Origin of the sequence: Streptomyces gelaticus (assembly GCF_014649535.1) — a bacterium.
In the GTDB taxonomy this organism is placed as follows: Bacteria; Actinomycetota; Actinomycetes; order Streptomycetales; family Streptomycetaceae; genus Streptomyces; species Streptomyces gelaticus.
In genome coordinates, this window is record NZ_BMTF01000023.1 from 1 (window position 1) to 24615 (window position 24615).

A 24615-nucleotide genomic window follows, 5' to 3' on the forward strand; every position below is an offset into this window, starting at 1 on the left:
CGGCGGCTCCAACCTTACCAGACTCTTTTTCGTTCCGTTTCCGGTTCGAATTTGAATTCCGGTGACCGCTGGAGTGGTCTTTACCTTTCGACTGATTCGACTTTACCAGAAACATTCGGCCGGAAAATCAGCTTCGTGATTCAAAGTGAAGGAATCAATGGCTCTGCGGGAATTTGATTCCCGTTGAGAGCGAGCTAGACGCTAACTGGTCGACCTCAACTTGTCCAGTCCGAGGCAACCGTTAAAATCTACCTCCCCATGTCGGCCATGTCAACAGCCTTTGGGGCAAGGAGGAGACTAGCAGGTCAGCGGGGCCGTACGCACATCAGGCTGCCACCGGGAGTTCGGCACTGCGTTCGGCGGGGTCGATGTCGCCGCCGTCACCGGCCCGCGCCGCTCGGCCGCCCAGGATGTAGACGTAGGCGAGGAAGGCCAGCTCGGCCACGATGCCGATGGTGATGCGCCCCCAGGTCGGGAGGTCGGAGGGAGTGACGAAGCCTTCGATGACGCCGGAGACGAACAGAACCAGCGCGAGGCCGATGGCCATGCCGATCGCGGCCCGGCCCTGCTGTGCGAGGGCGGTACGGCGGCTGTACGGGCCCGGGTCGATGACCGTCCAGCCGAGGCGCAGGCCCGTACCCGCGGCGACGAAGACGGCGGTGAGTTCGAGCAGGCCGTGCGGGAGGATCAGCCCCAGGAAGGTATCGAGCCGGCCGGCCGAGGACATCAGGCCGATGCCGACCGCGAGGTTGAGCACGTTGATGAACAGGATCCAGATCACCGGGATGCAGAGGAACGCTCCCAGGACCAGGCACATGGCGGCGGCCTGGGCGTTGTTCGTCCACACCTGGGCGGCGAACGAAGCGGCCGGGTGGCTGGAGTAGTAGGTCTCGTACTCCCCGCCCGGGCTGGTCATGCGGCGGAGGTCCTCCGGAGCCGCGATGGCGGACTGGACTTCCGGATGCGTACCGATCCACCAGCCGATCACTGCCGCCAGCACCGTGGAGAGAACCGCTGTGGGTATCCACCAATGCCTGGACCGGTAGACGGCGGCGGGGAAACCTGCGGTGAGGAAGCGCGTGGCGTCGCGCCAGGAGGCTCGGCGGGTGCCGGTGACCGCGGCTCGGGCACGGGCCACGAGCTGGGTGAGGCGTGCCGTGAGCATCGGGTCCGGGGCGCTGGACTGGAGGAGCGAGAGATGGGTGGCTGTGCGCTGGTAGAGATCGACCAGTTCGTCCGCTTCCGTGCCGGTGAGCCGTCGCCCGCGGTGCAGGAGATGGTCCAGACGGTCCCACTCGGTGCGGTGGGCGGTCACGAAGACATCGAGGTCCATGATCGGCTGCTGCTCCAGGCATGGGTGCGTACGGGTGCGTACTACGGCGGCGCGCTGCGGGTCAGCTTGGCAGACTGAGGCCCCGAGGGGCAGGGATGACCGGCGAAGGGTGGGGCGGCGATGAGTGAACTCGTGACCGGGGACGCGGTGGTGCTGGGGCTGCGGCCGGCGAAGCTGCCGAGCCGGGCGCTGGCGCTGGCCATTGATCTTGTCGTGGTGGGGGCAGCTTTCGTCCTGGTGTCGATCGGGCTGGCCATCGCGACGGCGACGCTGGACGACGCGGCACTCGCGGCGGTGTCCGTGGCGGCCTTCCTGCTGGTGCTGGTGGGCGGGCCGATCGCGGTGGAGACGCTCAGCCACGGGCGTTCGCTGGGAAAGCTGGCGTGCGGGCTGCGGGTGGTCCGGGACGACGGAGGGCCGATCCGGTTCCGGCATGCGCTGGTGCGGGGAGCCATGGGGGTCGTCGAGATTCTGATGACGCTCGGAGTCGTCGCGTGCATCGCCTCGCTGGTGTCGGAGCGGGGGCGGCGTCTCGGGGATGTGTTCGCGGGGACGCTCGTCGTGCGGGAGCGGGTGCCCGCGGGACGGGCGGCTGCCGTGCCGCCCCCGCCGCCGTGGCTGGTCGGGCGGTTCGCGGGGCTGGATCTGTCGGCGGTGCCGGAATCTCTGTGGCTGGCCGTACGGCAGTACCTGACCCGTATGCATCAGCTCGATGCGCAGGTGGGCTGGTCGATGGCGGAGCGGCTGGCCGGGGAGCTGGCGGCGCGGACCGGGGTGCCGGTGCCGGAGGGGGTGCCGGCCGGGGCGTATCTGGCAGCGGTGGTGAACGAGCGGCAGGCGCGGGATGCCCGGAAGGTGCTCGTTGCCGCTCAGGACGGGGCTGCTCGCGGTGGTTCCGAGGGGCAGGCCGGACCGCCGGTGAGTGGGACTGCTGCCGTCCGGGCGCCGGTCGGGGTTGTGCCTTCCGCGGGGACTGCCGAGGCGGGTGCGCCTGTGCCGGCTCCGGGGGCGGAGGGTGGGCGGGTGCCGCCTGCCGCCACGGGGTTCGCGCCGCCTGCCTAGAACGGTGAGGGCGGGGACTCCAGGTCTTCGAGCTCGATGCCCGGGGCCGCGAGTACCACGTCGCCGGCGATGTGAACGGTGTGCTGCTCGCCCGTGTCCAGGGCGATGACCCGGTACTCGTCCACGGTCAGGGGGCCGTTGTCAGTGGCGTGCGCTTCACTGTTCACCAGGGCCCAGGACTGGTCGACGGTGCGAGGTGCGAGGACCGGGTCGGTGAAGGCGACCAGGCGGACGCGCGTCGCGGGGGAATCGGGGGTGAGGCGCAGCAGTCGTGCGGTCGCTACGAGAAATGCGGGGGATGTGCCGGTGAAGGCGTGGGCGCGGACATTGCCTTCGGTGGCATGAGTGCCGGTCGGATCGGTACGGACCCAGGTGACGCCTTCCAGGGCGGCGCCGCGGACCTGCCAGCTCGCGGCATGGAGTTCGAGGCGGATGGGGCGGCCGAGTTCGTCGAGGGTCAGGTCGACGGAGCCGAGGTGGTCACCGGAGGGGGTGGTGGTCCGGGAGAGATAGCGCCAGCCGGAGAGTCCGGGTGCGCACTGGAAATGTTCTTCGCCGAGGGGGGTGTGATCGTGGAGATCGTGGAGCGAATATCGGCCGCGGGGCATGGGGTCCTTCGGGGTTCCTCGGGCTGAGCCGACGCGGTACGGGGCAGGCCCCCGACACGGGGGTGCGGGGGCCTGCGCTCGTACTGCTGCTGAGGCTGTTCCTGCTGTCAGCGGCCGGTCGTCACTGACCGGTGGTGAACCGGTGGTGGTGACGTGCGCGGTCGCTGACGGGCGGGATCAGTAGCGGTAGTGGTCGGGCTTGTACGGGCCCTCGACCTCGACACCGATGTACGCGGCCTGCTCGGGGCGGAGCTTCGTGAGCTTCACGCCGAGCGCGTCGAGGTGGAGACGGGCGACCTTCTCGTCCAGGTGCTTGGGCAGCACGTAGACATCGGTCGGGTACTCCTCGGGCTTGGTGAACAGCTCGATCTGGGCCAGGGTCTGGTCCGCGAACGAGTTGGACATGACGAACGAGGGGTGGCCGGTGGCGTTGCCCAGGTTCAGCAGACGGCCCTCGGACAGCACGATGAGGACCTTGCCGTCGGGGAACGTCCAGGTGTGGACCTGCGGCTTGACCTCGTCCTTGACGATGCCTTCGATCTGCGCCAGGCCGGCCATGTCGATCTCGTTGTCGAAGTGGCCGATGTTCCCGACGATGGCCTGGTGCTTCATCTTGGCCATGTCGGCGGCCATGATGATGTCCTTGTTGCCCGTCGTGGTGACAAAGATGTCGGCCTGGCCGACGACGTCGTCGAGGGTGGCGACCTGGTAGCCGTCCATCGCCGCCTGCAGGGCGCAGATCGGGTCGATCTCCGTGACGATCACCCGGGCGCCCTGGCCGCGCAGGGACTCCGCGCAGCCCTTGCCCACGTCGCCGTAGCCGCAGACGACGGCGGTCTTGCCGCCGATCAGGACGTCCGTGGCGCGGTTGATGCCGTCGATCAGCGAGTGGCGGCAGCCGTACTTGTTGTCGAACTTGGACTTGGTGACGGCGTCGTTGACGTTGATCGCCGGGAAGAGGAGGGTGCCGTCGCGGTGCATCTCGTACAGCCGGTGCACACCGGTGGTGGTCTCTTCGGTGACGCCGCGGATCTCGGACGCCAGCTGGGTCCACTTCTGCGGGGACTCGCCGAGGGTGCGGTTCAGCAGGGTGAGGATGTGTGCGTACTCCTCGCTGTCCGCGGTCGACGGGTCCGGGGCAGCACCGGCCTTCTCGAACTCGACGCCCTTGTGGACGAGGAGGGTGGCGTCACCACCGTCGTCGAGGATCATGTTCGGACCGCCGGTGGGGGTGTTCGGCCAGGTCAGGGCCTGCTCCGTGCACCACCAGTATTCCTCCAGTGTCTCGCCCTTCCAGGCGAAGACCGGGACGCCCGCCGGGGCTTCCGGGGTGCCGTTCGGGCCGACGGCGATGGCGGCGGCGGCGTGGTCCTGGGTGGAGAAGATGTTGCAGGAGGCCCAGCGGACCTCGGCGCCCAGGGCGACCAGGGTCTCGATCAGCACGGCCGTCTGCACGGTCATGTGCAGCGAGCCGGTGATGCGGGCGCCGGCCAGCGGCTGCGCTGCGGCGTACTCCTTGCGGATCGACATCAGGCCGGGCATCTCGTGCTCGGCGAGGGTGATCTCCTTGCGGCCGAACGCTGCGAGGGAGAGGTCGGCGACCTTGAAGTCCTGTCGATTGGCGACCGTCGTCATAACGGGCTGCTCCTCGTAATGGGGTCGAGGTGGGGCACGGATGGCTCTGCGGCGGCGGGCACACGAATGCCCGGACGCTCGCAGCGCAGTCCGTCGGAGGCCCTCTCTCCCTCGGCCGGTCCGCGCATACGGACCGATCGACCGCCATCAGCAGCGACGTCTGACACTGCCATCGAATCTACACCGATCGGCCCAGCCGCTCCCAGTCCGCCCCGGGGCGGGACGTGGCGGGGAAGCGGTGGGGAAACGGTCGGGATGACGTATCGGGAGCGGGAGGGAGGGTGGACGGAGAGAGCGGTCAGTGGCCGGATTCCGTCGGGGTGTCCGGGGCCTTCGGGGTGTCGCCGGGGGCTCCGCCCGGGGCCTTGCCCGGGTTGATGCCGGCTGCGGCAGCGGCCTCGCTGTAGATGTCCGGTTCCAGATAGATGACCCGGGCGATCGGGACCGCAGCGCGGATCCGGCTCTCGGCGGCGTTGATGGCGTCGGCGACCTCGGTGGCCGTGTTGTCGTGCTGCACCGCGATCTTGGCAGCGACGAGGAGTTCCTCCGGGCCGAGGTGAAGCGTGCGCATGTGGATGACGCCGGTGACGGTGTCGCCGTCGACGGCCGCGGCCTTGATCTTCTCGACCTGGTCGGCGCCGGCCGCCTCGCCGAGCAGGAGGGACTTCGTCTCGGAGGCGAGCACGATCGCAATGATGATCAGCAGGGTGCCGATGCAGAGGGTGCCGATGCCGTCCCAGACGCCGTCACCGGTCGCGAGGGCCAGGCCGACACCCGCGAGGGCGAGCACCAGACCGATCAGCGCGCCGAGGTCCTCCAGCAGGACGACCGGGAGCTCGGGGGCCTTCGCCCGGCGGATGAACTCCCTCCAGGACAGCGCCCCGCGGGTCTGGTTGGACTCCTTGATGGCCGTACGGAAGGAGAAGCCCTCGGCGATGATCGCGAAGACGAGCACCCCGACCGGCCAGTACCAGGCCTCGATCTCGTGCGGGTGCTTGATCTTCTCGTAGCCCTCGTACACCGCGAACATGCCACCGACCGAGAAGAGCACGATGGAGACGAGGAACGCGTAGATGTAGCGCTCTCGGCCGTAGCCGAAGGGGTGCTGCGGGGTGGCCTCGCGCCGGGCCTTCTTGCCGCCGAGCAGCAGCAGGCCCTGGTTGCCCGAGTCGGCGACCGAGTGGACGCTCTCCGCGAGCATCGACGACGAGCCACTGAACAGGAACGCCACGAATTTGGCCACTGCGATCGCGAGGTTGGCGCCGAGTGCCGCCACGATCGCCTTGGTTCCGCCTGACGCACTCATGGGTGCCTGGTGTCCCTTCTTCGATGCTGCGGCCCTGGCGCCGCGGTACGGCCGGACATTGTTGCAGTCGCTGGTACGGACGGTACGTTCAGGCCACCACTGTGGCTCGGAACAGGGTTCCCGTACCAGACACCTCAACCTTTTCGCCGGAGGGCACGAACACCGACGCGCCGGGAGCGAGATCGAGTTCGCCCGTCTTCGGGGCTCCCCCGGTGCAGAGCAGGATCTGCGGGGTGTCCCTGGTCAGGTCGACGGGGGCGGCGCCGGGCGAGAGGTCGAAGCGCGAGAGCCGGAATTCGTCCACGGGCGTCTCGTACAGCTCTTCGCCGGACGGTGAGGCCTCGGGGCGCAGGACAGCGGGCCCGGTCGGCTCGAAGCGGACGACGCGCAGCAGTTCGGGTACGTCGATGTGCTTGGGCGTGAGTCCGCAGCGCAGCACGTTGTCCGAGTTGGCCATGATCTCGACGCCGAGGCCGTCGAGGTAGGCGTGCGGGACGCCCGCGCCGAGGAACAGGGCCTCTCCGGGCTGGAGTTCCACGTAGTTCAGCAGCATCGCCGCGATGACACCGGGATCGCCGGGGAAGTGGTGGGCGATCCGGGCGTACGGGGCGTGGGCGCCGCCGAGGCGCTCGGCGGCGGCCGCGGCCAGGTGCACCGTTTCGGTCATCTCCGCGGGGTCGGCGCCGAGGATCGCGGTGAGGACCTCGCGCAGGGCGGCCTCTTCGGGGTGGGCGCCGAGCAGGTCGACGTACGGCTTGAGGGAGTCGACACCGAGTGCCGCCATCGCCTCGGCCGCCTCGGTGGGCGGGCGGAAGCCGCACAGGCCGGCGAAGGGGGTGAGCGCGCAGATCAGCTCGGGCTTGTGGTTGGCGTCCTTGTACGTGCGGTGGGGCGCGTCGATCGGGACGGACCGGCGCTCCTCGTCCTCGTAACCCCGCTCGGCCTGTGCGAGATCGGGGTGGACCTGGAGGGAGAGGGGGGCGCCCGCGGCGAGCAGTTTGAGGAGGAAGGGGAGGCGGGGGCCGAACTTCTCGACGGTGGCCCGGCCCAGTTCGCGCTCGGGGTCGGCGGCGATGACATCGGTGAGGGGCTGTTCGCGGCCGGCCTCTCCGGTGGCGGATATACGGGTGAGGAGGGAGGGGGCGCCGGGGTGGGCGCCCATCCACATCTCGGCCTGGGGCTCGCCGGTGGGGGCGACGCCGAGCAGTTCGGGGATGGCGGTGGTGGAGCCCCAGGCGTAAGGGCGCACGGTGTTGGAGAGCCGGTCCATGGTGTTCGTCCTTGTGAGGTGCGTGGATCGGGGGGTGCTGTGCTCTGTGCTCTGGTGTGTGGGGCGCTGGTGCGGTCGGCAGGGGTGGCTTGTGGGGTCAGGCGCCGGATGCGGAGGCGAGTGCCAGGTAGACGGCGGCGAAGTCGGTGACCGCGAGCAGTTCGGCGAGGGCTTCGAGCTCGGTGCCCTCGTCGGGTTCGAGCTCGCTGATCGCGGTGTCGTGGCCGAGGGCCAGTTCGCGGGCGGCGGGCGCCGCGCTCAGGCCGCCGGTGGGACGGTCACGGAGCAGTACGACGCGGGCGTGCAGCGGCTCCGGCTCGTCGACCCGGTCGCGGAAGAAGTCGTCGGGGTCGGCCCCGGCGGCGAAGGTGCCCGCCAGCAGTGTGCCGTGGGCGGGGAGTGCCTCGGGCAGTTCGGCGGCGAGGGCGGGGCGGCCGGACAGTTCGGCCAGGACGGCGGCGAATCTGCGGCCTACCGGGGCGGCGGCGTCGCCCTCCGTCCAGATGAGGGGCAGGCTCTCGGCGAGTTCGGCCGCGAGCGTCTTGGCGGGGTTGCTGTACGTGGCGATCGCCGGGCCACAGCGTTCCGCGGTGCGGTCCAGGCGGTCGGCGACGCTCTGCAGCGCCTCGGGGGGCGCGGCCAGCAGGCCGACCCGGTCCAGCAGCGCGAGCAGCGGGGTGAACAGGGCCCAGAGCGTGCCGGGGCCCGCGGCCGAGGTCTCGGCGTCGTACTCGCCGTGCGGGGCGGAGGCCATCGGTACGACGAGGCCGTGCGCCCCGTCGATCGCCTCGCGCAGCGGGGACTGGCGTGGGGTGACGGCGACGACGCTGCAGCCGCGGCGGTGCGCCTGTTGGGCGAGGAGGGAGAGGCCCGGCTCGGAGCCGTCGGCCGTGACGATCAGCAGCAGGTCCACGGAGCCGGCCCAGCCGGGCAGCGTCCAGCGCATCGCGCCCGGTGCGGGGGCGACCCCGGTGGGGTGGATGCAGGTGACGGGCGCTGAGGCACCTGCCAGAGCGGTGATCAGGTCGGCGACGCCGGATGCGGCGGTGCCGGAGCCCGCGACCAGTACGGCGCGGGGGCGGCCCTCCGGGTTCAGCTCGGCGATCCCCGCCTCGGCGGCGTGCCGGGCGGCGGTACGGACCCGGGCCCCGGCCTCGGCTGCGCCGCGGAGCAGGCCGCGGCGGTCGGCTCGGCCCAGGGCCTCCGGGGCGTCGAGCAGCGACTCGTCGAGCATGGGGACGGTCCTCCGATCACATGCTGATCACCGTGCGGGCTGCGGGGGCGGGGCCGTTGCGGGCCCCGGCGCCGTCAGGCGGGGCGGCGGGCCTCGTCGACGAGGAGGACGGGAATGCCGTCCCGCACCGGGTAGGCCAGTCCGCAGTCCTGGCCGGTGCAGATCAGCTCGGGGCTGTCGGCCGCCGACCGGTCGTCGAGCGGGGAGTGGCACGCCGGGCAGGCGAGGATCTCCAGGAGGCCGGCTTCGAGCGGCATGGGGTGGGTCCCTTCGGGCAACGGATCAGGCGACGTCAGCCTACCGCTGGGGGCGGCGGGGTGCGGGGCGGGCCGGGGGCCCGCGGGCGGGGGGTGCGGGGCGGGGCAGTGCGGGGTGCGGCGTGGAGTGCGGTGCGGGGTGGAGTGCGGTGCGGGGTGGAGTGCGGTGCGGGGTGGAGTGCGGAGGGTGGTGCGTCTGCGGCGGGCCTGGTCCCCTACCCGCCCCTTCCCGTAACCGGGGGCTCCGCCCCCGGGCCCCCGCTCCTCAAACGCCGGAGGGGCTGGGATGGTCACCGGCGGGGCTGGGGGCGGAGGACGGGGTGGGGCTAGAGGGGGTGCAGCCGGAGAGGTGGTCACCGGCGGGGCTGGGGAGGAGGACGGGGTGGGGCTAGAGGGGTGGGGTGGTCACCAGAGGGGCCTGCGTACGGACGGGGTGGGGCCGGAGGGGCTGGGGTGGGCACCAGAGGGCCCGGGGGCGGACGGGTGAGGCCGGAGCGAGGCTGGATCAGTCGCCGGAAGGGCTGGGAGTACCGGGGGAATCCGCGGTTCGGACCAGTGCCAGGACCTCGTCCCGTACAGCTGCCATCGTGCGCTCGTCGCGGGCCTCCACGTTCAGGCGCAGCAGGGGCTCCGTGTTGGAGGCACGGAGGTTGAACCACCAGTCCGGGGACGTGACCGTCAGGCCGTCCAGGTCGTCGGTCGTGACGCCGTCGCGGGAGGCGAAGGCGGCGCGTACCGCTGCCGTACGACCCGGCTGGTCGGCGACCGTGGAGTTGATCTCGCCGGAACCGGCGTAGCGGTCGTAGCGGGCGACCAGTTCGGACAGGGGGCCCGGCTGACCGCCCAGCGCGGCCAGGACGTGGAGCGCGGCGAGCATGCCCGTGTCGGCGTTCCAGAAGTCGCGGAAGTAGTAGTGCGCGGAGTGTTCGCCGCCGAAGATCGCGCTGTGCTCGGCCATCTCCGCCTTGATGAAGGAGTGGCCCACGCGGGTACGGACCGGGGTGCCGCCGTTCTCGCGGACGACCTCGGGGACCGAGAGGGACGTGATCAGGTTGTGGATGACGGTGCCCTTGCCGCCGTTGCGGGCGAGCTCCCGTGCCGCGACCAGGGCGGTGATCGCCGAGGGCGAGATGCCCTCGCCCCGCTCGTCGACGACGAAGCAGCGGTCCGCGTCGCCGTCGAAGGCGAGGCCGAGGTCGGCGCCCTCGGCCACGACCCGGGCCTGGAGGTCGACGAGGTTCTTCGGGTCGAGGGGGTTGGCCTCGTGGTTGGGGAACGTGCCGTCGAGTTCGAAGTACATCGGTACGAGGTCGACGGGCAGGCCCGCGAAGACGGTGGGGACGGTGTGGCCGCCCATGCCGTTGCCCGCGTCGACGACGACCTTCAGCGGCCGGACGGACCTCAGGTCGACCAGGGACAGCAGATGGGCCGCGTAGTCGGCGAGTGTGTCGCGCTCGGTGACGGTGCCGGGTGCGGCGACCGGCCCCGGGGCGCCCGTCTCCGACCACTTCTCGACCAGGGTGCGGATCTCCAGGAGCCCGGTGTCCTGCCCCACGGGTGCGGCGCCCGCCCGGCAGAGCTTGATTCCGTTGTACTGCGCCGGGTTGTGCGAGGCGGTGAACATCGCGCCGGGGAGGCCCAGGCTGCCCGAGGCGAAGTACAGCTGATCGGTCGAACAGAGGCCGATGAGTGTGACGTCCGCGCCACGGGCCGCTGCTCCCCGTGCGAAGGCTCCGGAGAGGCCGGGCGACGAGGGCCGCATGTCGTGGCCGATCACGATCGCGTCCGCGTCCGTCACCTCGACGAACGCGGCCCCGAGTTGCTCGGCCAGTGCTTCGTCCCACTGATCGGGCACCACTCCGCGCACGTCGTACGCCTTCACGATCTGCGACAGATCAGCAGCCACGGGCCGGTCCTCCTGAGATTCCTGCGGACCGCCCAAACTACCCGGAGGGGTCGTAGGCCGAGCTCAGGAGTCCGGTGAGCGCAGCACTCTGAGGTGGCCGCGGCGCGCGACCTCCCTCGGATCGGCGGCGTGCGGGCCGCCGCCCCTCCCGTCGGCGCCGCGGTCCTGCGGCCGCGCGGCTTCCCGTACGGCATTGGCGAGCGCTTCGAGGTCGTCGCCGCTGGGGCGGGTGGGGGCGGAGGGGTCGGAGAGCCGGACGACTTCCCAGCCGCGTGGTGCCGTCAGCCGCTCACTGTGCTCGGCACAGAGGTCGTAGCAGTGGGGCTCGGCATAGGTGGCGAGCGGGCCGAGGACCGCAGTCGAGTCGGCATAGACGTACGTCAGTGTCGCGACGGCAGGGCGGCCGCACGCGGTGCGCGAACAGCGACGTACAGGGCTCACGATGTTGGACGGTACCGCACTCTTGAGCGGGCTGCGACGACTCTCCCTCAGGTCACCCCACCGTGTCGCCCTGTGAACTCCGGCACAATCGCCTTCCGGACAGACGTTCTGACCTGCGCAGGAACGGATAAGTACCGGCACTACCGGCAACGATTCCCGTCACCAAGCGGCACAAAATCTGTCATACGGCAAGAGATCAGCGGTCAGGAGCAGGGCCTGAATCGGGCCCCTGATTGGCCGGATTGTTCAGTATTGGACAGGCGGGACGCTCTGTCCCTGATATGCGGATGCGCTGTCACGGAAACGGCGACGCGCTGTCAGGGAGCGGCGTTCCACTTGCACCGTGGAGAGTTACGCTGCGTCAGTGATGGACAGTCCCGTACCGCCGCACCCGTCCGAGCCGCGCCCGCGCCGTCGTGACCGCCATGGCCGCGGCATGCGGGGGCCCGTCGCCCCGCCCCAGGTGCCGCTCTCGGTCAGCAGGGCGGAGAACTTCCGCGATCTCGTGCAGGACTCGGTGGAACGGCTGGAGCGGCGCTGGCCGCAGCTGACCGATGTGGACTTCATGGTGCTCGATGTGCCGTCGACGCAGGAGGAGACCGTGCCGCTGGGGCGCGCGATCTCCGCCGAGAAGGGCCGGCCGGCGCAGATCGTGATCTACCGGCGGCCCGTCGAGATCCGTACCAAGAACCGCGACGAACGCGCCCTGCTGGTGCACGAGGTCGTGGTGGAACAGGTCGCGGAGCTGCTCGGTCTCGCACCGGAGTCGGTGGATCCGCGGTACGGGCAGGAGTAGCGGGAGCCCGGCGGCCTGCTCCGCCCCTGCCCGTACCGTCCGGTCAGTCGCCGAGAACCGACAGGTCCTGCTCGGCGGCGGGCACCTCCACCGTTCCGCGGTCGTCCGGCAGGGTCTGCACGGTGAACATCTGGATGCCGTCCTGCGTGACGGTGAGCGTGCGCGCGGCGTGGACCGGGCCGCCCGTCTCCGTCTCGACCGTCAGGGCGTAGCCGCCCTTGAGGCCGGACGGTACGGGCGGGGTGACCGCCAGTGTCGTACCGCCCTTGACCGTGTACTTCTTGACGGCCTGTTCGCCGCCCTCGCTGCCCGCCGACGCGGTGACCTTGACGGTGGCGGTGGCCCCCGGCGCGGTGAGCGAGAGGACCGATCCCTTGTCCCGGTTGTCGGCCACGGTCGCCCGCGCGCCCACCGGGCCGGTCGCCGGGATGTAGCCGACCTCCTGCTTTTCGCCGGTGCCGCGGACCACGCGCAGTGCGGCGACCACGGGGGCGTTCTTCTTCCCCTGGGCCGGGGTCAGCAGCAGGGAGCCGGCCTCGCCCTTGGTGATGTCCTTCAGGTCGACGCCCGCGGTCATCCGGGACTTGACGTGGAGACTCTCGTTGCCGACCGGGGAGATCGCGCCGGTCTTGCCAACCAGTTTCACCTTCAGATCGGCGTCGTCGTCTCCCGTCGCGAAGGCCACGAGGCGGACCGAGGTGGCGTCCGCGGGGATGCCGGGGAGCACCAGGGTGCCCGTCGGGTCGCTGGAGGCGGCCAGCCAGTCGCTGCCGGTCTCCTCGTCCGCGGTCCTGACGACCGCGCCGACACGTCCGGTACGAGTGGTGACGTGGACGGTCACATCCTCGGTGACCTCGCTCGTCAGCGTGGAGATCAGCACCGGCACGCTGGAGCGGGCGGGCACCGTGATGCCTTCGCCGACATCGGACTTGAGGGAGCCGTCCGGACCGTACAGCTCGATGTCGGCGACGGCCGCGGTGTCGTCCGGGTTGGTCAGGTGGACGTAGTCCTCGCGGGACTTCGCGGTGCTCGCGGCCGGGAACCAGAAGTCCGTGTCGGGCCCGGTGCAGCTGACGCCGAGCAGGCCCCGGCCGCCGCCCGCCTCGACCATGGTGGTCTGCTGGGCGGTCCAGCCGGAGGCCAGACGGCCGGTGGCGGTGCCGACCAGCGCGGGGGTGTCGGCGCCCGATGCCTCGGCGGTGGCCGGTTTGCCGGGTTCCTTGAGCGAGACGACCGGCTTTCCGGGATCCGCCTTCTTCTTGTCCTTCTTCTCGTCCTTCTTGCCGTCGCCGGACGTGGTGGCGGACATCCGCAGCTCGGCCGCGCCGGCCTCGCCGCCGCTGCTGCCCGCCGGGGTGAAGGAGGTGTAGGTCGTCTCCGCCAGGTCCGAGAGGCCGGGAGCCGGGCAGACCAGGCTGGACCGTTCCACCGGCAGCCGGGCGGCGGTCTTCGCCGGCGCGGTGTCCCCGTCGCCGGGCGCGTTGAGCGCGGCGAATCCGGTGACGGCGGCGAGGGCGACGGTGCCCGCGATGAGGGACAGGCTGCTGCTGGACTTCACTCGGACTCGCCTCGCGATGCGTTACCGGTCGGCCACGGGTTCTGGCCCGGGGCGGGGTTCTCGTCGGGGTTCTGCGGGTCGTACTGGCCCTGCTGTGCACCCTGCTGCCCGTAGTGGGCGTGGGGGTCGTACGCGGCGTGGGGGTCGTACGGGGCCTGGGGGTCGTACGGGACCTGGGCCTGCGGGTCGTACTGCTGCTGGGCGGCGTAGCCGTACGGGTCGTAGGCGTTCTGCTGGTACGGGCCGGCGGCGAGGTGGTTGTGCTGGGTGCCGTACTGACCGTCCTGCTGCGGGGCGTACTGGCCGTCCTGCTGCGGGGCGTACTGGCCGTCCCCGTACTGCTCGCCCTGGTACTGCTGGTAGCCGGCGTCCTGGTACTGCTGGCCGTCCCATGCGCCGTACTGCTGCTGCGGCACCGCGGCGTACTGGCCTTCTTCGGCCGGGGCGAAGGTGTCCTGCTCCTCGCTCCCGTGGGGTTGCGGCTCGGCGGCCGGCTCGGCGGGAGGGTACTCCCCTGCCTGCTGGGCCGGGATGTGCTGTCCCGTCTCCTCGGCCGGCTCGGCCTCCGCCTCCGCCTGGGCGGCCGCGCGCAGCCTGCGGGCCCGGCGTCCCTCGCCGGCGACCGGCTCCGCGGGGACCGCCACGGCCTCCTCGGGCAGGTCGTCGTCGATCTCCCGGCGGCGGCCGGGCAGCGCGAGGACCAGCAGGACGACAGCCAGCGCGGACTGGATCCAGATCCAGGCGGTGTGGGTGAGGGGCGTGTCGTACGTGAGGTCCAGCGTGCCGCCCTCGGCGGGGAGCTCGAAGCCCTGGGCCCAGCCGTCGACGGTCTTCGGGGTCAGCGCCCGGCCGTCGAGCGTGGCCTGCCAGCCGGGGTCGGCGGCGTCCGCGATCCGCAGCACGCGGCCGGAGCCGCCCGCCGGGATCTTGGTGTGCGCCTCGACGGGCAGCGAGCCGACGGGCAGCGGTTCCTCGTCGGCGCCGGACGGGATGATCATGACTCGGGCGACCTGGCGGTCGACCCGCCACAGCGCGCTGCCGTCCAGCTGGCTCAGCCGACTGAGCCCCGGGGTCGCATCGAGGACCCGGCTCATCGCCTCCGGGGAGCCGTCGCGGACCAGTACGTAACGGATCGCGAAACCGCTGAGCTGACGGCCCTGGTCGGCGCCGGAGCCCGCGACCAGGTTGGCGACGACCTTGTCGAGATGGCTGTTGCTGCCGCCCGCCTCGACCAGTTCGGCATCACCGAGCCGCGCGCCGGAGCCGCGTACCAGGGTGTACGAGACGGTGGCGGGCGAGGTGCCGCCGAGGACCAGGGTGCGCGGCTGGTCGCGGGTGGTGCTCTCCTCGGCCACGAACGCGGGCACCTGCACCGGGTCGCGGCGCTCCAGCGGACCCGCCGCGCCACCGATCATCCAGCCCGCGGCGGCCAGCACCGGGGCGAGTGCCGCGGCGAGGGCGATCAGTACGGCGACCGGCTGCCGCCAGCCGAAGCTGAGCTCGGCGACGCGTACCCGGGCACCGTCCGCGCCGACCAGTGCGGCGGCGATCAGCGCGGTGCCGTAGACGAGGGTGGCGGGGCCGGCCCAGCCCGAGCCGTTGGCCAGCGCGGCGAAGACCAGCGCCACGAGTGCGACGGCCCACGCGGTGCGTACCGCGAACTGCCGCTCCCCGCGCAGCAGCGCGGCCAGCGCGGCGAGCACGATGCCGAGCAGCAGCACGCCGCCCGCGGCCTTGGGGCCGCCGGGGCTGATGCCGAGCAGGTCGAGCGCGGAGGCCGTGCCCGTACCGATGTCCAGGCCCGCCTCCTTCAGGAAGCCGGACGGGCTGGTGAGGAGCGAGAGCGACCAGGGCGCGAGAACGAGCAGCGGGGTGCCGATCGCGGCGAGGAAGCGGAGCCCGTACGCGGTGATGTCGCTGCGGCGCAGTACGAGCACACCGACGCCGAGGACCACGGCGATCGGCCAGACGATCGGCGTGAACGCCATGACGAGGGTGAGGAGCAGGGTGTACGCCCAGGTGGCGCGCCAGCTGCCGCGGGCGTCGCCGCCGGCTCGCATGCCGTGCGCGGAGACGGCGGCGCGGGCGATCAGCGGGAGCAGGACGGCGAGTACGGCGGTGCCGAGGCGGCCGGTCGCCAGGGCGCCGGTGGCGGCGGGCAGGAAGGCGTACGCGACGCTCGCCCAGGCCCGCAGCAGCCTCGATTCGAGCAGCGGCCGGGAGGCGAAGTACGCGGTGAGTCCGGCGAGGGGGACCGAGCAGACCAGCAGGAGCGTGAGCGCGAAGCCGGTCGAGCCGAGGAACAGCGCGGACAGTGCGGAGAGCACGGCGAGGTAGGGCGGCGCGGTCTGCGTGCCGCCGGTGCCGACCGGGTGCCAGCCGTCCGCGTACGTGTTCCACAGGTCGGAGACGTCGCCGGGGGCGGGCAGCAGCGCGCCGCCGGTCAGCGCGCCGCCGCCGAGAAGGCCGCGGCAGGCGACGAGCGAGACCAGGAGCAGGAGGGCGAAGAGCACCGGGCCCGGCTTGCGCCCGATCCGCTTGAGCCGTGCGAACTGCTCGATCTCCAGGAAGTCGGCGTCGTCACCGCCGGGGCCGGATTCCACGGCGCCGTGCCGGGAGCCGCCCGAGTCGGCGTCGGAGCCGCTGCCGAAGTTCCCGGCGATCTGGTCCACGGTGGCGCGGACGGTGGCACCGGGTGGCGGGAAGAGGCCACGCAGCTCGGCCTGGTCGACGGCGCCCTTGCCGCGGCTGCGCCGGGCCGCGAGGATCCGTCCGGGGCGCAGCAGGGTGCCGAAGAGCCCGGCGACCTCGTCGAGGGCCTGGCCGGGCACCTTGCCGACGAGATAGGCGAGGGTCCGCAGCAGGGTGCCGACGACGAGCCTGAGCAGCACCCAGGGCAGCACCTTGGTGCGGGCGTTGACCAGCATCGTGTAGACGGCGCCGGCCTTGTCGACGCGGTGCGGGGAGGCGACCGAGCGGCCCGCGCAGTCGATCGGGCGGCGCTCGCGGGCGGATGCCTCGGCGTGCCTGAGGACGGCGTCGGGGGCGACGAGCACCCGGTGTCCCGCGGCGTGCGCGCGCCAGCACAGGTCGACGTCGTCGCGCATCAGGGGCAGTCCGCGGTCGAACCCGCCGAGCTCCTCCCAGACGTCACGGCGGATCAGCATGCCGGCGGTGGAGACGGAGAGCACGGTACGGACCTGGTCGTGCTGGCCCTGGTCCTGCTCGCGGCGGTCGAGCCCGGTCCAGCGGCGTCCGCTGTTGGCGATGGAGACACCGACCTCCAGCAGCTGCTTGCGGTCGTACCAGCCGCGGAGCTTGGGGCCGACGATCGCGGCGTGCGGGTCGGTGTCGACGACGCGCAGCATCTCGGTGAGCGCGTCGGGTGCGGGTGCGCAGTCGTCGTGGAGCAGCCAGAGCCACTGCACCGGTTCGCCGTGCGGCAGTTCGGGCAGGTCGTAGGCGTCGTCGCGCCAGGTCCTGCTGGCGGGGTCCCAGCTGCTGGGGCGCTTGAGGTACGGCAGGTCCTCGAGGGTGAGGACGCCGGCCGTGCGGGTCGCCTCGTCGACGGCGGTGCCGAAGCTCGTACGGCGCGCGAGGTGCAGGACGCGTTCGGCGCCGAGCGCCTCGGTGACCAGCCGCGCGGAGTCGTCGGCGCTGCCGGTGTCGGCGGCGACGGCGTTCTGTACGGGGCGTTCCTGCCCGAGCAGCCCGGCGAGCGCGTCGGGCAGCCAGCGTGCGCCGTCGTGGGAGACGAGCACGGCGGTGACGACATGCCGGGGGAACTCTGGGGCGGTGGCGGCCGCGTACGGCGCCGCCGATTGGCTGTGCACGGACATCGAGGTACGGGCCCTCCGGCCGGGTCCGGGGGGCGTCACCCCGGGGGCTGCATCGGTGTACACGCGCGCCCCGTCGGGGCGTTGGCGTGTCTCGGACGGGGCCCCACACTAACGGTACGGATCACCCGGATGGCGCCGAGCGCCCGAACGGGGCTGCGGCCTGGTGGTGGAGTCGCGGTGGGTACGGCGATGGCCCGTCGTCTGCGGGGAGGGCGCAGGCGGCGGGCCATGGTCGTTCGCGGTCCGGGTCTTCGGTTGTCGGAATGCTCGGTCGCCGGGGTGTCCGGCGGTGAGGCGTTTTTCGTTGCCGCGGTGTACCGCGGCCGGTTCCCGCGGTGTTCCGCGGTCAGATGGCGGCCTTCTTCAGGCGGCGCCGTTCACGTTCCGACAGACCGCCCCAGATTCCGAAGCGTTCGTCATTGGACAGGGCATATTCAAGGCATTCGGACCGGACTTCACAGGCGAGACAGACCTTCTTGGCCTCGCGGGTGGATCCGCCCTTCTCGGGGAAGAAGGACTCGGGATCGGTCTGGGCGCACAGTGCGCGCTCCTGCCAGCCGAGTTCCTCGTCCGCGTCCTCGACCAGCAGTTGCTGGAACAGCTCGGTCATGTGCGCCCCTCGTCTGTCTCTTGCGTCCCCGTGATGCAGCCGTTACTGATTGCGGCCGAACGACACGAGTGAAATTACAAGTGTGTAGCTCCGGGCCAGTCAAGCGAAGATCTGCTATCGGCCCAGGTATTCACTCTGCGGAACCAAGCCTACGCGGAAAGTGTGCAAATCACCAAAAACCTGACATATGCCATGGGCTCTCTCACGCCCACGCTTCTCATCGAGTGAGACGAGCGGCATCAACCGGGCGTTTCGATTCGATCATTGAAGCGATCAAGATCACAGTCGGGTCACGGTGCGTCAACGGTGTTTGAGGACGCGGTCGATGCGCCACATCTCCGACGCGATGGCCACATAAACCTTTGTTCGCGCCCGGTAACCGGATGGGGTGAAACATTGCCACCGAATCGGGCATCAGGTTGACAGCGGCGGATTCAGCCGGTCTCCTTTGATGCATGCCAGCGACTGCCGCGATGTACGCCACCCACGCCCGTGGGTTCCGTACCGCTGCCCAGGCCCGCTGTTGCTGTTCCAGCTGTCACAGCTGTTGATGCCCCCAGGGCACCGGCTCTGATCCAGCTCCTCTCGCAGAGGCTCTCCGCAGCACTTCCGCTTCCCCGGAACATCCTCATCCGATGTCCCCCGCAGCCGAGGTTCTCCGGTCTCCGCGACACCCCGCGCACGCACCTCACATGCCGAGGAACCACCTCCCCCATGAACAGCAACAGCGACCTCCAGATCGCCGGCGACATCCTCGAGGTCCAGCACCTCCTCCAGCCGGCCCGCGAGCACCCCTCCACCGTCTCCGAGTTCGTCGGACTCGCCCGTGGCATCGCCGCCGACCGCGCCCAGTGGGCGCCGCTCGTCCGGTACGACGCCACCACCCGCTGGTACCACCGGCTGCGCACCGTTCCCCAAGCTCTCGGCTCCCCACTCGGCTACGAGGTCTGGCTGCTCAGCTGGGTGCCCGGCCAGGGCAGCGGGCTCCACGACCACGGCCGGTCCTCCGGCGTACTGACCGTCCTGGAAGGCCGGCTGACCGAGCACACCCAGCGCGCCACCCGCGCCCTGGACCCGGGTGCGCAGCGGGTCTTCGCGCCCGGCTACGCGCACGAAGTGGTCAACGACTCCCTCGAACCGGCCGTCAGTCTGCACATCTACTACCCGGGTCTGACCGAGATGCCGATGCACGCGGCGCAATGCGCCCCGGCAGCCATGGATGCCGTACGCGCCTGACAGCCCACCCGTCACCCGTCACCACCCCGGCAAGGAACAGACCCCGCCTGACAGACTGTCTGCATGCGCATTGTGGTTCTGGCCGGCGGTATCGGTGGTGCTCGTTTTCTGCGTGGCCTCAAGCAGGCCGCACCCGACGCGGACATCACGGTGATCGGCAACACCGGTGACGACATCCATCTGTTCGGGCTGAAGGTCTGCCCCGACCTCGACACCGTGATGTACACCCTCGGCGGTGGCATCAACGAGGAGCAGGGCTGGGGGCGTACGGACGAGAGCTTCCAGGTCAAGGAGGAGCTCGCGGCGTACGGCGTGGGGCCGGAGTGGTTCGGGCTCGGCGACCGCGACTTCGCGACACACATCGTCCGCACGCAGATGCTGGGCGCCGGCTATCCGCTGAGCGCCGTCACCGAGGCCCTCTGTGCGCGCTGGAAGCCGGGGGTCCGGTTGCTGCCGATGTCCGACGACCGGGTCGAGACCCATGTCGCGGTCGACGTGGACGGCGAGCGCAGAGCGATCCACTTCCAGGAGTACTGGGTGAAGCTGCGCGCCTCGGTCGAGGCACAGGCGATCGTGCCGGTCGGCGCCGAGCAGGCTGAGCCGGCTCCGGGAGTGCTGGAGGCCATCGCCGGGGCCGATGTGATCCTCTTCCCGCCGTCCAACCCCGTCGTGTCGGTGGGGACGATCCTCGCCGTGCCCGGAATCCGGGAGGCCATCGCCGAGGCCGGGGTGCCGGTCGTCGGCCTCTCCCCCATCGTCGGGGACGCGCCGGTGCGCGGCATGGCGGACAAGGTGCTCGCCGCGGTGGGCGTCGAGTCGACGGCGTCGGCCGTGGCCACCCACTACGGCTCCGGGCTGCTCGACGGCTGGCTCGTCGACACCGTGGACGCCGGGGCGGTCGGCGAGGTGGAGGCCGCGGGCATCCGCTGCCGTTCCGTGCCGCTGATGATGACCGATGTCGACGCGACGGCGGAGATGGCCCGGCAGGCACTGGCGCTGGCCGAGGAGGTACGGGCGTGAGCGCCGGTGCCGCCTCCGGTGCGGCACCCTCGTACCGGGTCTGGGCGCTGCCCGGGATGCCCGAGGTGTGCGCCGGGGACGACCTGGCGAAGCTGATCGCCGCGACCGGGCCGGGCCTGGTCGACGGCGATGTCCTGCTGGTCACCTCGAAGATCGTCTCCAAGGCGGAGGGCCGGATCGTCGAGGCCTCCGACCGCGAGGCGGCGATCGACGCCGAGACGGTACGGGTGGTGGCGCGGCGCGGCACGCTGCGGATCGTGGAGAACCGGCAGGGTCTGGTCATGGCCGCGGCCGGGGTCGACGCCTCGAACACCCCCGCCGGGACGGTGCTGCTGCTCCCCGAGGACCCGGACGCCTCGGCGCGGGCGATCCGTGACGGGTTGCGGGACACGCTCGGCGTCGAGATCGGGGTCGTCGTCACGGACACCTTCGGGCGCCCGTGGCGCAGCGGGCTGACCGATGTGGCGATCGGGGCTGCCGGGGTCCGGGTGCTGGACGATCTGCGCGGCGGCACGGACGCGTACGGCAATCCGCTGAGCGCCACCGTGGTCGCCACCGCCGACGAGCTGGCCGCGGCCGGGGATCTGGTCAAGGGCAAGGCGGACGGGCTGCCCGTCGCGGTGGTGCGGGGGCTCGGTCACGTGGTGGACCCGGCCGATGCCGGTGGTGCCCGGGCGATGGTGCGGGGCGCGGCCGACGACATGTTCCGGCTCGGTACGTCGGAGGCGGTGCGGGAGGCGGTGACCCTGCGGCGTACGGTGCGCGAGTTCACCGACGATCCGGTGGACCCGGGGGCGGTGCGGCGGGCCGTGGCCGCGGCGGTGACGGCGCCCGCGCCCCATCACACGACGCCGTGGCGGTTCGTCCTGCTGGAGTCCGAGGAGTCGCGGACCCGGCTGCTCGACGCGATGCGGGACGCGTGGATCGCGGATCTGCGGCGCGACGGCAGGAGCGAGGAGTCGATCGCCAAGCGGGTGCGGCGGGGCGATGTGCTGCGCCGGGCGCCGTATCTGGTGGTGCCGTGTCTGGTGATGGACGGCTCCCACACGTACGGGGACGAGCGGCGGGACACGGCGGAGCGCGAGATGTTCGTGGTCGCGGCGGGGGCCGGCATCCAGAACTTCCTGGTGGCACTGGCCGGCGAGCGGCTGGGCTCGGCGTGGGTCTCGTCGACGATGTTCTGCCGCCCCGTGGTGCGCGAGGTGCTGGAGCTGCCGGAGACCTGGGATCCGCTGGGGGCGGTGGCGGTGGGCCGCGCGGCGGCCGAACCCGCGGCGCGGCCGGGGCGGGACGCGGAGGGGTTCATCGAGGTGCGCTGAGGCCGGGCGCGAGGAGAGCGGCGCGGGCTCTACAGGCGGGCGATGTCGCCGCGGGTCATGCGCGGGGCGCGGCGGGCCGGGGTGTGGCCCGAGAGCAGGATGAGGCGGGTAGCCCGGTGGCGCTGGCCCTCGTACGGGGCCAGGAGGGCCAGCATCTCCTCGTCGTCGGCGTCCCGGTTGCCCGCCAGGGCGTGGCCGACGATGCCGGGGAGGTGGAGGTCGCCGACGGTGACCGCGTCCGGGGCGCCGTTCGAGCGCTGGAGCGTCTCGGCCGAGGTCCAGGGTCCGATACCGGGGATCAGTTGCAGCCGGGCCATGGCCTGAGGGAGCTCCATGGCCGCCGCCTCCTCCAGACGGCGGGCCACGCGTACCGCGCGCAGGATGGTGCCCGAGCGTTTGGCGTCGACACCCGCACGGTGCCATTCCCAGGACGGGATCAGGGACCAGGTGCGGGCGTCCGGCATGACGTGCAGGCCCAGCGCGCTGAACGCCGCGTGGTCCGTGGGGCCGGGCGCCGGGGTGCCGTGCCCCCGGACCAGGAGGCGCCAGGCGCGGTAGGCCTCGTCCGTGGTGACCTTCTGTTCCAGGATCGACGGGATCAGCGACTCCATGACCAGGCCGGTGCGCAGCAGCCGCAGGCCGGGGCGGCGGTGCCGGGTCAGGGCGAGCAGCCGGTGGCGCGGGCGGAAGGCGTCCGGGTCGTCCGTCGCACCGAGCAGCGTCGGGAGCCGGTCCAGCAGCCACGGTGCGCCGGGGCCCCAGGCCGCCGCCTCGATCCGGCCGCCCCGGGCGGTGAGGCGCAGGGTGCCGGGGCCCGCCGGTGTGCGGCTGGCCCGCCAGGCCGTGCCGTCCGCGGTCATCCGGTACGTGGGGTCGGCAGGGCCGCGGCGCAGTGGGCCGACGACCAGGCGCAGGTCGAAGGGGCCGGGCGGGGTCCACTCACGGGTCAGCACGTCCGCCGCCGGAGCCGCCGCCTGGTGCGGGACGGCCGCGCGGGGAGCGCTGCGGGGGGCGAATCGTCCTGCCACGGTGAGGTCCTCGGTCGTCGGGGTGCCAGTCGAGGGTAAGCGCTGCGGACGGTACCCGGCGGTTCACCGGGCCACGTCCGGCCGTCCGGCCGTTCGTCTGTCCGTCTGTTCGTCGAAGGAGAAGCGGACCGCTATTCGTCGGAGGAGAAGCGCACCGCCGCGTCCGGGAGGACCGCCCCGCACCAGACGCGGACGCCGTCGCGCAGTTCGTTGTCGGCGCCGACCCGGGCCCCGTCCCCGACGACCGCGCCGGTGAGCACCGTACGGCTGCCGATCCGGGCACCGGCGCCGACCAGCGAGTCCTTGATCACGGCTCCGGGTCCGACGACCGCGCCGGCCAGTATCGCGGAGCCGTCGATCCGGGCCCCTTCGCCGACCAGGGCGCCCTCTCCGACCACCGTACCGCCGCTGATCTTGGCGTCGGGGGCGACGGAGGCCGTGGGCAGCACGAGTCCGTCGCCGCATCGGCCGGGAACCGCCGGGGACGGGGCGCGGCCCAGGACCAGGTCGGCGGAGCCGCGTACGAAGGCCTGCGGGGTACCGAGGTCCAGCCAGTAGGTGGAGTCGACCATGCCCTGGAGATGCGCTCCGGAGGCGAGCAGCCCGGGGAAGGTCTCGCGCTCGACGGAGACGGGGCGCCCGGCCGGGATGGTGTCGATGACCGAGCGCCGGAAGATGTACGCCCCGGCGTTGATCTGGTCGGTGACGATCTCCTCGGGCGTCTCGGGCTTCTCCAGGAACGCGGTGACCCTGCCGCTGTCGTCCGTCGGTACCAGGCCGAAGGCGCGCGGGTCCTCGACCCGGGTGAGGTGGAGGGAGACATCCGCGCCGGAGCTCGTGTGCGAGGCGGCCAGCGCCCGGATGTCCAGGCCGGTGAGGATGTCGCCGTTGAAGATGAGCACCGGGTCGTCCGGGCCCGAGGCCAGCCGGGACGCGACATTGCGTATCGCGCCGCCGGTGCCGAGCGGTTCGCGTTCGGTGACGTACTCGATGTGGAGGCCGAGCGAGGAGCCGTCTCCGAAGTACGGCTCGAAGACCTCCGCCAGGTACGAAGTCGCGAGCACGATGTGCTCGACCCCGGCGGCCCGGGCGCGCGCCAGCTGGTGAGTGAGGAACGGAACGCCCGCTGCCGGAACCATGGGCTTGGGCGTGTGCACCGTGAGCGGGCGCAGCCGGGTTCCCTTTCCGCCGACCAGGAGGATCGCTTCTTTTGCCTCTGTCACAGCACTGACTCTGCTTCCTGCTGGGGCCTGGCCTGGTTTCGGCTGGCCAGTGTATGCAGACCGGTTCGGTCGTCCCCGGTCAGCGGCCCGCGGCGGTCTCCCGTTCCGTTTAGCGGCCCTGGAGCTTGGCGGAGCTGGAACGGGCCGAGCCGAGCTTCTTGTAGAGACGTGCTCCGGGGCATTCGGTTGCGAAGCCGTCCCGGTGGCCGGAGATGACGTTGAGTTTGGCCTTCTTGCCCTTCTTGTACTTGTTCCCGCCGCCCGAGACGAGCGTGACCTTGCCGCGCGGGTCGGCGCCGAACAGGCCGAGCTTCCAGGCGGTGAGCTTCGCGACGGCGTTCACCGCGGCGGCGGGCGGGTTGGACGTGGTGAAGGTGCCGAGCACCGCGATGCCCATGCTGTTGGCGTTGAAGCCGAGCGTGTGCGCTCCCAGGACGGCCTTCGTCACGCCTCCGGCCCGCCCTTCGTAGATGTTTCCGCACTTGTCGACGGCGAAGTTGTAGCCGATGTCGCGCCAGCCGCTGCTCTTGACGTGGTAGCGGTAGATGCCGCGCAGGACCGAGGCCGCCTGGGAGCACTTGTAGTTGTTGCCGGTGGCGCTGTGATGGATGAAGGCGGCCTTGACGCTGCTGGTGTAGACGAACTTGCTCTCCCTGAGCTTCTCGTCGGCGCCCCAGCCCTTGCGGGTGACGATGCTCGGACGGGGGCCGATGTACGGCTGGGCGCCGGGTACGAGGCCGGCCTCGGCCTCGTACTGCGCCTCGGACTCCGCCTTGCCCAGAGCGGGGAGCACGTCCGGGGCGCGGGATGTGGTGCGCCCGTCCCCGGCGGCCTGGGCCCCTGCCGCAGCGGCCACGCCGTCGTCCGGCGCGGCTCCGTCGTCCGGCGCGGCTCCGTCGTCCGGCGCGGCTCCGTCGTCCGGCGCGGCTCCGTC

At 71.8% G+C, this 24615-nt stretch carries 20 protein-coding genes; 5 read left to right on the top strand and 15 right to left on the bottom strand.

The genetic code is table 11. The features are described 5' to 3' along the window. Window positions 1-325: 325 nt before the first annotated feature. Window positions 326-1333, bottom strand: a complete 1008-nt coding sequence (locus tag IE107_RS26855) for a stage II sporulation protein M (RefSeq protein ID WP_189546924.1) — start codon at window positions 1331-1333, stop codon at window positions 326-328. A 120-nt stretch (window positions 1334-1453) separates the two neighbouring features. Here IE107_RS26855 and IE107_RS26860 point away from each other — a divergent pair, with 120 nt between their 5' ends. Then, complete coding sequence (locus IE107_RS26860; RefSeq protein ID WP_189546925.1) at window positions 1454-2395, top strand: RDD family protein; 942 nt, start codon at window positions 1454-1456, stop codon at window positions 2393-2395. Here the strand turns inward: IE107_RS26860 and IE107_RS26865 are convergent. The 8 genes from IE107_RS26865 to IE107_RS26900 form a co-directional block, all read right to left on the bottom strand. Next, the gene (locus IE107_RS26865; RefSeq protein WP_189546926.1) at window positions 2392-3003 is read right to left on the bottom strand and encodes a hypothetical protein; all 612 of its coding nucleotides are present in this window, start codon (window positions 3001-3003) and stop codon (window positions 2392-2394) included. The two genes, IE107_RS26860 and IE107_RS26865, sit on opposite strands and share 4 nt — an antisense overlap. Before the next feature lie 177 nt (window positions 3004-3180). Beyond that, window positions 3181-4638, bottom strand: a complete 1458-nt coding sequence (ahcY, locus tag IE107_RS26870) for an adenosylhomocysteinase (RefSeq protein ID WP_189546927.1) — start codon at window positions 4636-4638, stop codon at window positions 3181-3183. A 298-nt stretch (window positions 4639-4936) separates the two neighbouring features. Next, the gene (locus tag IE107_RS26875) at window positions 4937-5944 is read right to left on the bottom strand and encodes a cation diffusion facilitator family transporter (RefSeq protein WP_189546928.1); all 1008 of its coding nucleotides are present in this window, start codon (window positions 5942-5944) and stop codon (window positions 4937-4939) included. 88 nt (window positions 5945-6032) lie between these two features. Beyond that, window positions 6033-7214 (bottom strand): mannose-6-phosphate isomerase, class I, encoded by a 1182-nt coding sequence (manA, locus tag IE107_RS26880; protein WP_189546929.1) that lies wholly within the window; start codon window positions 7212-7214, stop codon window positions 6033-6035. Between the two features lie 97 nt (window positions 7215-7311). Next, entirely contained in the window at window positions 7312-8448 is a 1137-nt protein-coding gene (locus IE107_RS26885; RefSeq protein WP_189546930.1) for an SIS domain-containing protein, read from the bottom strand. Window positions 8449-8522: 74 nt separating this feature from the next. Next, window positions 8523-8705: a Trm112 family protein gene (locus IE107_RS26890; protein WP_072488362.1), complete on the bottom strand. Its 183-nt coding sequence runs from the start codon at window positions 8703-8705 to the stop codon at window positions 8523-8525. Window positions 8706-9210: 505 nt separating this feature from the next. Further along, a complete protein-coding gene (locus IE107_RS26895) occupies window positions 9211-10611 on the bottom strand; it encodes a phosphomannomutase/phosphoglucomutase (protein WP_189546931.1) in 1401 nt (466 codons plus the stop codon). A gap of 63 nt (window positions 10612-10674) precedes the next feature. After that, window positions 10675-11052 (bottom strand): DUF3499 domain-containing protein, encoded by a 378-nt coding sequence (locus IE107_RS26900; protein ID WP_189546932.1) that lies wholly within the window; start codon window positions 11050-11052, stop codon window positions 10675-10677. Window positions 11053-11419: 367 nt separating this feature from the next. Here IE107_RS26900 and IE107_RS26905 point away from each other — a divergent pair, with 367 nt between their 5' ends. Further along, window positions 11420-11848, top strand: a complete 429-nt coding sequence (locus IE107_RS26905) for a metallopeptidase family protein (protein WP_189546933.1) — start codon at window positions 11420-11422, stop codon at window positions 11846-11848. Window positions 11849-11891: 43 nt separating this feature from the next. On the opposite strand, the gene IE107_RS26910 is transcribed toward IE107_RS26905, so the two are convergent. The 3 genes from IE107_RS26910 to IE107_RS26920 form a co-directional block, all read right to left on the bottom strand. Next, window positions 11892-13406, bottom strand: coding sequence for a DUF5719 family protein (locus IE107_RS26910; RefSeq protein WP_189546934.1), 1515 nt, complete (start codon window positions 13404-13406; stop codon window positions 11892-11894). Then, a complete protein-coding gene (locus tag IE107_RS26915; RefSeq protein ID WP_189546935.1) occupies window positions 13403-17245 on the bottom strand; it encodes a glycosyltransferase family 2 protein in 3843 nt (1280 codons plus the stop codon). The genes IE107_RS26910 and IE107_RS26915 overlap by 4 nt, the downstream gene beginning before the upstream one ends. A gap of 346 nt (window positions 17246-17591) precedes the next feature. Continuing rightward, window positions 17592-17855, bottom strand: a complete 264-nt coding sequence (locus tag IE107_RS26920) for a WhiB family transcriptional regulator (protein WP_003968728.1) — start codon at window positions 17853-17855, stop codon at window positions 17592-17594. 714 nt (window positions 17856-18569) lie between these two features. Between IE107_RS26920 and IE107_RS26925 the strand changes: the two genes are divergently transcribed. The 3 genes from IE107_RS26925 (at window position 18570) to IE107_RS26935 (ending at window position 21430) form a co-directional block, all read left to right on the top strand. Further along, window positions 18570-19091 carry a cysteine dioxygenase gene (locus IE107_RS26925; protein WP_189546936.1) on the top strand — a complete coding sequence of 174 codons (522 nt, stop codon included), beginning with the start codon at window positions 18570-18572 and terminating at the stop codon, window positions 19089-19091. Window positions 19092-19154: 63 nt separating this feature from the next. Further along, window positions 19155-20111: a 2-phospho-L-lactate transferase gene (cofD, locus tag IE107_RS26930; protein WP_189546937.1), complete on the top strand. Its 957-nt coding sequence runs from the start codon at window positions 19155-19157 to the stop codon at window positions 20109-20111. After that, complete coding sequence (locus tag IE107_RS26935; RefSeq protein ID WP_189546938.1) at window positions 20108-21430, top strand: coenzyme F420-0:L-glutamate ligase; 1323 nt, start codon at window positions 20108-20110, stop codon at window positions 21428-21430. Before cofD ends, IE107_RS26935 begins: the two co-directional genes overlap by 4 nt. A gap of 29 nt (window positions 21431-21459) precedes the next feature. Here IE107_RS26935 and IE107_RS26940 read toward each other — a convergent pair whose 3' ends face one another. The 3 genes from IE107_RS26940 to IE107_RS35305 all read right to left on the bottom strand — a co-directional run. Continuing rightward, window positions 21460-22458 carry a DNA-3-methyladenine glycosylase family protein gene (locus IE107_RS26940; RefSeq protein WP_189546939.1) on the bottom strand — a complete coding sequence of 333 codons (999 nt, stop codon included), beginning with the start codon at window positions 22456-22458 and terminating at the stop codon, window positions 21460-21462. Window positions 22459-22589: 131 nt separating this feature from the next. Next, window positions 22590-23681, bottom strand: coding sequence for a mannose-1-phosphate guanylyltransferase (manB, locus tag IE107_RS26945; protein ID WP_189546940.1), 1092 nt, complete (start codon window positions 23679-23681; stop codon window positions 22590-22592). A 109-nt stretch (window positions 23682-23790) separates the two neighbouring features. Then, a partial coding sequence (locus IE107_RS35305; protein ID WP_229867269.1) for a peptidoglycan recognition protein family protein occupies window positions 23791-24615 on the bottom strand: 825 nt, incomplete at its 5' end.

Coding starts and splice junctions, on each gene's coding strand:
- IE107_RS26855 (WP_189546924.1), bottom strand. CDS start 1,333: ATGGACCTCGATGTCTTCGTGACCGCCCACCGCACCGAGTGGGACCGT.
- IE107_RS26860 (WP_189546925.1), top strand. CDS start 1,454: ATGAGTGAACTCGTGACCGGGGACGCGGTGGTGCTGGGGCTGCGGCCG.
- IE107_RS26865 (WP_189546926.1), bottom strand. CDS start 3,003: ATGCCCCGCGGCCGATATTCGCTCCACGATCTCCACGATCACACCCCC.
- ahcY (WP_189546927.1), bottom strand. CDS start 4,638: ATGACGACGGTCGCCAATCGACAGGACTTCAAGGTCGCCGACCTCTCC.
- IE107_RS26875 (WP_189546928.1), bottom strand. CDS start 5,944: ATGAGTGCGTCAGGCGGAACCAAGGCGATCGTGGCGGCACTCGGCGCC.
- manA (WP_189546929.1), bottom strand. CDS start 7,214: ATGGACCGGCTCTCCAACACCGTGCGCCCTTACGCCTGGGGCTCCACC.
- IE107_RS26885 (WP_189546930.1), bottom strand. CDS start 8,448: ATGCTCGACGAGTCGCTGCTCGACGCCCCGGAGGCCCTGGGCCGAGCC.
- IE107_RS26890 (WP_072488362.1), bottom strand. CDS start 8,705: ATGCCGCTCGAAGCCGGCCTCCTGGAGATCCTCGCCTGCCCGGCGTGC.
- IE107_RS26905 (WP_189546933.1), top strand. CDS start 11,420: ATGGACAGTCCCGTACCGCCGCACCCGTCCGAGCCGCGCCCGCGCCGT.
- IE107_RS26915 (WP_189546935.1), bottom strand. CDS start 17,245: ATGTCCGTGCACAGCCAATCGGCGGCGCCGTACGCGGCCGCCACCGCC.
- IE107_RS26920 (WP_003968728.1), bottom strand. CDS start 17,855: ATGACCGAGCTGTTCCAGCAACTGCTGGTCGAGGACGCGGACGAGGAA.
- IE107_RS26925 (WP_189546936.1), top strand. CDS start 18,570: ATGAACAGCAACAGCGACCTCCAGATCGCCGGCGACATCCTCGAGGTC.
- cofD (WP_189546937.1), top strand. CDS start 19,155: ATGCGCATTGTGGTTCTGGCCGGCGGTATCGGTGGTGCTCGTTTTCTG.